The 7,402-nt window shown below is 38.6% G+C and carries 8 protein-coding genes and 1 other annotated feature; all 8 genes read left to right on the forward strand.

The genetic code is table 11. From position 1 onward, the window contains the following. The first annotated feature begins 249 nt into the window (after positions 1-249). Positions 250-494, forward strand: a binding site (T-box leader). A 51-nt stretch (positions 495-545) separates the two neighbouring features. Beyond that, complete coding sequence (gene trpE / locus KI356_RS23840) at positions 546-1,964, forward strand: anthranilate synthase component I (protein WP_212936653.1); 1,419 nt, start codon at positions 546-548, stop codon at positions 1,962-1,964. Next, entirely contained in the window at positions 1,961-2,548 is a 588-nt protein-coding gene (locus tag KI356_RS23845; protein ID WP_212936654.1) for an aminodeoxychorismate/anthranilate synthase component II, read from the forward strand. The genes trpE and KI356_RS23845 overlap by 4 nt, the downstream gene beginning before the upstream one ends. Next, positions 2,545-3,570: an anthranilate phosphoribosyltransferase gene (gene trpD / locus KI356_RS23850; protein WP_128282184.1), complete on the forward strand. Its 1,026-nt coding sequence runs from the start codon at positions 2,545-2,547 to the stop codon at positions 3,568-3,570. The genes KI356_RS23845 and trpD overlap by 4 nt, the downstream gene beginning before the upstream one ends. A gap of 1 nt (position 3,571) precedes the next feature. Then, positions 3,572-4,333 (forward strand): indole-3-glycerol phosphate synthase TrpC, encoded by a 762-nt coding sequence (gene trpC, locus KI356_RS23855; RefSeq protein ID WP_212936655.1) that lies wholly within the window; start codon positions 3,572-3,574, stop codon positions 4,331-4,333. Beyond that, positions 4,330-4,944 carry a phosphoribosylanthranilate isomerase gene (locus tag KI356_RS23860; protein ID WP_212936656.1) on the forward strand — a complete coding sequence of 205 codons (615 nt, stop codon included), beginning with the start codon at positions 4,330-4,332 and terminating at the stop codon, positions 4,942-4,944. The genes trpC and KI356_RS23860 overlap by 4 nt, the downstream gene beginning before the upstream one ends. Continuing rightward, positions 4,941-6,134, forward strand: a complete 1,194-nt coding sequence (gene trpB, locus KI356_RS23865; protein WP_212936657.1) for a tryptophan synthase subunit beta — start codon at positions 4,941-4,943, stop codon at positions 6,132-6,134. Before KI356_RS23860 ends, trpB begins: the two co-directional genes overlap by 4 nt. A gap of 3 nt (positions 6,135-6,137) precedes the next feature. Further along, positions 6,138-6,914 (forward strand): tryptophan synthase subunit alpha, encoded by a 777-nt coding sequence (gene trpA / locus KI356_RS23870; protein ID WP_212936658.1) that lies wholly within the window; start codon positions 6,138-6,140, stop codon positions 6,912-6,914. 74 nt (positions 6,915-6,988) lie between these two features. After that, complete coding sequence (locus KI356_RS23875) at positions 6,989-7,348, forward strand: DUF4029 domain-containing protein (protein ID WP_212936659.1); 360 nt, start codon at positions 6,989-6,991, stop codon at positions 7,346-7,348. The last annotated feature ends 54 nt before the right edge of the window (positions 7,349-7,402 follow it).

Raw genomic sequence — 7,402 nt, forward strand, 5'->3', positions numbered from 1 at the left:
TGGTTGGTGCGAATCAGTATGGAATTGATGTGGAATGGGCTTCGGAGCTTCCAAACCGAAACGAAAGAAGTAGGCTTTGGCGACATGATCTCATCGATACAAGAGACACGTATTATTTTTGATACGGCAAAGTGCGTTACATTCGTAACGAATTAAGGTGGCACCACGGGAGTACCCGTCCTTTCTATAGGATGAGTACTCCCTTTTTGTGTATAAAAAATTGTTGAACGCCCTATAAAAATTGAATATGTTAAATCGTTTAAGTAAGAAGAGTACGTATATTGGAGACGTTTCAGAGAGCTGGGGATAGGTGAGAGCCCGGTGCGGTGCCATATACGGAATGGGCTTACGAGAGGTATGCTGAACAATTGTTTTCAGTAGGCAACCCGGGTTCCGCCGTTACAAGGATAAGGTATATATTTTGTACCTGAATAAAGCGGGATGCTTTTGCATCCAACCTGAGGTGGTACCACGGTAAATTTATCGTCCTCTACATATTTCGATATGTAGGGGACTTTTTTATTTTTCAGAGTGAGGTGAAAGGCATGATGACGAAAGAAGAATTTATGAAGCAAAAAAGACAGGGTAAAACATTTTTAATAATCGCTGAAGAAGAAGGAGATAGCATTACGCCAATTTCTTTATATAGACGTATGAAAGGGAACAAAAAGTTTTTATTAGAAAGCTCGCAACTTCATCAAGATAAAGGGCGCTATTCTTACTTAGGTTGTGACCCTTATGGAGAAGTGAAAAGCGTTGGTATGGAAGTTGAACAAACGATGTATGGGCAAACAGAAAAATTGCAAGGCAACGTACTGCAAGTGTTAGAAGAGGTAATCGCACCAGCTCAAGTAGACAGTCCGTTCCCGTTTTGCGGAGGAGCAATTGGCTATATTGGCTATGATGTCATTCGGCAATATGAAAATATTGGAGCAGACTTACATGATCCATTAAATATTCCGGAAGTACACCTGTTACTATATCGCGAGTTTATCGTTTATGATCATTTACGCCAAAAACTATCGTTTGTATATGTATGCAAGGAAGAAGATTCAGCAAATTATGAAGAAGTGTACGAAAGATTGCAAGTATACAAAGAGGAAGTGCTAAAGGGAGAAGAAGCAGAAGTAAATGAAATACAATCAATATTATCATTCACTTCTTCCATAACGGAAAAAGAGTTTTGCGAAATGGTAGAAACGGCGAAAGAACATATACGAGCCGGGGACATATTCCAAGTCGTATTATCTCAACGTTTGAAAAGTGAGTGTAAAGGCGATCCATTTGCACTATACCGAAAACTTCGCATTGCAAACCCGTCGCCATATATGTTTTATATCGATTTTCAAGATTATGTTGTACTCGGTTCTTCGCCGGAAAGTTTACTATCAGTAAGAGATGATAAGGTGATGACAAATCCAATTGCCGGTACGAGGCCGAGAGGGAAAACAAAACAGGAAGATGAGGAAATCGAAAAAGAACTGTTAGGAAATGAGAAAGAGCGGGCAGAGCATATGATGCTTGTGGACCTAGGACGAAATGATATTGGCAGAGTGAGTGAAATTGGCTCAGTTACGATAGATAAATATATGAAAGTAGAAAAATACTCTCACGTTATGCACATTGTATCTGAAGTTTACGGAACATTGCGAAAACTAATGAGTGGGTTTGATGCATTAGCGTATTGTTTACCAGCCGGGACGGTATCAGGAGCTCCGAAAATTAGAGCGATGGAAATTATTAATACGTTAGAGCATGAGAAAAGAAATGTATATGCTGGAGCAGTTGGATACATCAGTTTTTCAGGGAATCTTGATATGGCACTAGCGATTCGAACGATGGTTGTGAAAGACGAGAAAGCGTACGTTCAGGCAGGAGCGGGTATCGTCTACGATTCAGACCCTGTAGCTGAATATGAAGAAACATTAAATAAAGCGAGAGCGCTTTTGGAGGTTATGAAATGATTGTACTCATCGATAATTATGATTCATTCACATATAACTTGTATCAACTATTAGGCGAGTATGAAGAAGACATCGTCGTCGTAAGAAATGATCAAATAACAATTGAACAATTAGAGGAGATGAAGCCAAAAGCAATTATTCTCTCACCAGGACCTGGGAAGCCAGAAGATGCTGGCATTTGTATCGAAGTTATTCGTCATTTTTATAAGAACGTTCCCATATTAGGTATTTGCCTCGGTCATCAGGCAATTATATCGGCATTTGGAGGAGAAATTGTCAGAGCGGAGCGCATTAAACATGGAAAAACATCGCGTGTGAAACATAACGGAACGTCAATCTTTTCGTACGTAACGCAGCCGTTAACAGCGATGCGATACCATTCACTTGTTGCAGAGCAAACGAGTTTACCACAATGTTTTGACATACTTGCAACCGCTATGGATGATGGAGAAATAATGGCGATTCGTCACAACTATTATCCGCTCTTCGGATTACAGTTTCACCCAGAATCAATCGCAACAGAAGAAGGCGGAAAGTTAATACGTGCCTTTTTAGCTCAAGTGGAAGAGGAGGAGAGAGTATGAACAGTTATCTTCGCAAATTAGTAGAGGGACAACATTTAACAGAAGAGGAGATGTATAAAGCGGGACTTCTTTTATTAAGTGACAACATATTGGAAAGTGAAGTTGCAGCTTTCTTAGTATTGCTGAAAGCAAAAGGAGAAACAGCAGACGAAATATACGGTCTTGTTCGTGCACTTCGTGAAAAAGCATTGCCATTCTCTAATCATATAAAAGGAGCGATGGATAATTGCGGCACAGGTGGTGACGGTGCTCAAACGTTCAATATTAGTACAACATCTGCATTCGTACTGGCAGGAGCAGGCGTAAAGGTTGCGAAGCATGGAAACCGTGCTGTTTCTAGTAAAACAGGAAGTGCTGATTTATTAGAAGAGCTCGGTGTAAACATTAGTTGTACGCCGAGTGAGATTGATTACTTATTAGAAAATGTAGGTATTGCCTTCTTATTCGCACCAGCGATGCACCCAGCATTACGACGCATTATGAAAATAAGAAAAGAATTGAACGTTCCAACAATCTTTAACTTAATTGGACCTTTAACGAATCCGATCAATTTAGAAACGCAATTTGTTGGTATTTATAAACGAGATATGTTATTACCAGTTGCACAAGTATTACAAAAGCTAGGCCGGAAACAAGCGCTTGTCGTAAATGGAAGTGGCTTTTTAGATGAAGCGTCATTACAAGGAGAAAATCATGTCGTCGTTTTAAAAGATAACGAAATAGTAGAAATGAGTATTGCACCTGAGAAGTACGGTTTCTCAAGAGTGAAAAACGAAGAAATTAGAGGCGGGAATTCAAAAGAAAACGCAAAGATTACGCTCGGAGTATTAAGCGGAGAAAAGAGTGTATACCGCGATACCGTTTTATTAAATGCAGGTCTTGCTCTTTTTGCAAACGGAAAAGCAGAGACGATTGAAGAAGGAATTAAACTAGCAACGCATAGCATTGACTCCGGAAAAGCATTAGAAAAATTAAACTTATTAATTGAAACAAGCAATGAAAAATTAGAAAGGGTGAATTAAAGTGGGGACGATTTTAGACAAAATTGTAGAGCAAAAGAAAGTAGAAGTTGCGGAGTTATATGAAACATATACACCAGTGAAAGAAAAAAGAAACACATACTCACTTGTAGAAGCGCTAAAGCAATTTACAGTAATCGCAGAGGTAAAGCGAGCGTCTCCATCAAAAGGTGACATCAATTTACATGTTGATGTAAGAAAACAAGTAAAAACATATGAAGAATGCGGCGCTGGAGCGGTTTCTGTTTTAACAGATAGTCAATTTTTTAAAGGATCATTTCATGACTTACAAACCGCAAGAGTAGAAAGTAACATACCGCTTTTATGTAAAGACTTTGTAATTGATAAAATTCAAATCGATAGAGCATATGAAGCAGGAGCAGATATTATTTTACTAATCGTAGCAGCGTTAACGAAAGAGAAATTAACAGAGCTCTATAGCTACGTACTAGAAATGGGATTAGAAGCGATTGTTGAAGTTCATGATGAACAGGAATTAGAAATTGCGATCCGATTAAATCCGCATGTTATCGGTATTAACAACCGTAATTTAAAAACATTTGAATTAGATTTAGGTCAAACTGAAAAGCTTGGAAAACGACTGAATGAGGAAAACCTATTTTGGATTAGTGAAAGCGGCATTCATTCAAAGGAAGATATTGTCCGTGTTAAGAGAGCGGGTGCAAAAGGCGTGTTAGTCGGAGAAGCACTTATGACATCATCTTCTATTAGCAGCTTTTTCGAAGACTGTAAGGTGAACATATGAAAGTGAAAATTTGCGGCATCACTGATGTTGAAACAGCGAAAAGTGCGTGCGAATACGGTGCAGATGCAATCGGATTTGTTTTTGCAGAAAGTAAACGGAAAATCACTTCAGAAAAAGCGAAAGAAATTATTCAGGAAATTCCAGCGAACGTTTTAAAGGTCGGTGTTTTCGTAAATGAATCAGTAGAAGTGATCCAGAAAATTGCAGTGGAATGCGGATTAACACATGTGCAATTGCATGGGGATGAAGATAATCATCAAATCGGAAGATTGAATATTCTGTCTATAAAAGCGGTAGGAGTAGCTTTAGAGAAAGATATTGAACATGCGAAAAAATACGAAACAGATTATCTATTATTCGATAGCCCAAAAGAAAAGTTCCACGGAGGAAATGGAAAGACATTCTCATGGGAGTTACTCGCACATATGCCAAACGAGTTGCGAGAGAAAACGATATTAGCTGGTGGATTAAACATCCTTAATATAGAAGAAGCAATTCGAACCGTTCAGCCTTATATGGTCGATGTGAGCAGCGGAGTAGAGACAGAAGGAAAGAAAGATGTAGAGAAAATAAAAAAATTTATTAAAAAAGCGAAGGAGTGTTCTAAATGAATTATGCATATCCAGATGAAAAAGGTCACTACGGTATATACGGAGGACGATACGTTCCAGAAACGTTAATGCAATCTGTATTAGAACTAGAAGAAGCATACAAAGAAGCGATGCAAGATGAAGCGTTTCAAAAGGAATTAAATCATTATTTAAAAACATACGTCGGAAGAGAAACACCGCTTTATTTCGCGGAAAATATGACGAAGTATTGCGGCGGAGCGAAAATTTATTTAAAACGTGAAGATTTGAATCACACAGGAGCTCATAAAATTAACAATACAATTGGTCAGGCACTTCTTGCTGTACGAATGGGCAAGAAAAAGGTTGTCGCTGAAACAGGAGCAGGACAACACGGTGTTGCAACAGCTACTGTATGTGCCCTTCTCGGATTAGAGTGCGTTATCTTTATGGGAGAAGAAGATGTGAGACGTCAAAAATTAAATGTGTTCCGAATGGAATTACTTGGAGCGAAAGTAGAAAGCGTAGCGGCAGGTAGCGGCACGTTAAAAGATGCGGTGAACGAGGCGCTTCGTTACTGGGTTTCACACGTGCATGATACGCACTACATTATGGGATCTGTTCTTGGACCACATCCATTCCCGCAAATTGTCCGTGATTTCCAAAGTGTAATTGGGAAAGAAACGAAGAAACAATATGAAGAGTTAGAAGGAAAATTACCAGAAGCAGTCGTTGCTTGTATCGGTGGTGGTAGTAATGCGATGGGCATGTTTTATCCATTTGTACACGATGAAGAAGTTGCTCTTTACGGCGTAGAAGCAGCTGGAAAAGGCGTTCATACAGAAAAGCACGCAGCAACTTTAACGAAAGGAAGCGTCGGTGTTTTACACGGATCGATGATGTACCTTCTGCAAAATGAAGAAGGGCAAATTCAAGAAGCGCATTCTATTTCGGCGGGACTGGATTATCCAGGAGTTGGGCCAGAACATAGTTTGCTAAAAGATATTGGACGTGTCTCTTATCATTCGATAACAGATGAAGAAGCGTTAGATGCGTTTCAATTATTAACGAAAAAAGAAGGGATTATCCCGGCATTAGAAAGCTCACATGCTGTTGCATACGCTTTAAAACTAGCACCACAAATGAAGAAAGACGAAGGTCTTGTCATTTGCTTATCAGGCCGTGGTGATAAAGATGTAGAGAGTATAAAACGTTATATGGAAGAGGTGTAAAAAATGGGAGTAGAGAAAATTAAAGCAGCGTTTGAAAATGGTAAAAAAGCATTTATTCCGTACGTAATGGGCGGAGATGGTGGACTTGAAAAGTTAAAAGAAAGAATTCGTTTTCTTGATGAAGCAGGAGCAAGCATCGTTGAAATTGGTATTCCGTTTTCAGATCCAGTCGCGGACGGCCCAACGATTCAAAGAGCAGGGAAACGAGCGTTAGATAGCGGTGTAACATTAAAAGGTATTTTTCAAGCATTAATAGAGGTGAGGCAAGAAGTTCAAATTCCATTTGTACTCATGACATATTTAAATCCAGTACTCGCATTTGGAAAGGAACATTTCATCGAGAACTGTCTTGAAGCAGGGGTGGACGGTATTATCGTTCCAGACTTACCGTATGAAGAACAAGACATTATTGCACCGCTTCTTCGCGAGGCGAAGATAGCTTTAATTCCACTTGTAACTGTAACGAGCCCAATTGAGCGAATCAAGAAAATTACGAGTGAATCACAAGGATTCGTTTACGCCGTTACAGTAGCGGGCGTAACGGGGGTACGTCAAAACTTTAAGGACGAGATTCATAGTTACTTGGAAAAAGTAAAATCACACGTCCACTTACCAGTAGTTGCAGGATTCGGTATTTCAACACGAGAGCAAATAGAAGAAATGATTACAATATGTGAAGGGGTTGTCGTTGGAAGTAAAGTCATTGAGCTATTAGAAAATGAAAAGCAAGAGGAAATTTGTGAGTTAATACGTGCAGTAAAACAAAAAGAAGAGGCGTAAGTCTCTTCTTTTTGTTTTACGTGATAAATGTTAAAATATACAGAAAATACTTGTAAATTAGAGGGTGAGAAGGCATGCTAAGACGTAAACTATTATATCTTCTTTTAACTGTACCATTATACGCTTGGCTCATTAGCATGACGAAAATAGAGTTGATGGCTTTGTTTTTAGGATATGTATTCATCTTTTCCCAATTAAATCGAATACAAGAGCAATCTATTTTAGAAGTATGTATATTTTCAATTAGTATAGAACTATTTAGTATTGTTTCGATTGTATTATTAAACGAGTTATTTCGGGGGATTTATTCATTTTCATTAATGAAATTTGGGAATATTGTACTGCAAGTAATATGTGCTTATATTGTGTTTATAGTGTTAGAAAAAATAATCGGACAGCAGACGGTTTTTCAGGATAAAAGAAAATGGGAGTGATCCAAAAAAAGAGCTGTTTGGCTCTTTTTTTAATCTGTTTTAAAAATAATTGAA

The sequence above is a fragment of the Bacillus hominis genome (assembly GCF_018332515.1).
GTDB lineage: Bacteria > Bacillota > Bacilli > Bacillales > Bacillaceae_G > Bacillus_A > Bacillus_A hominis.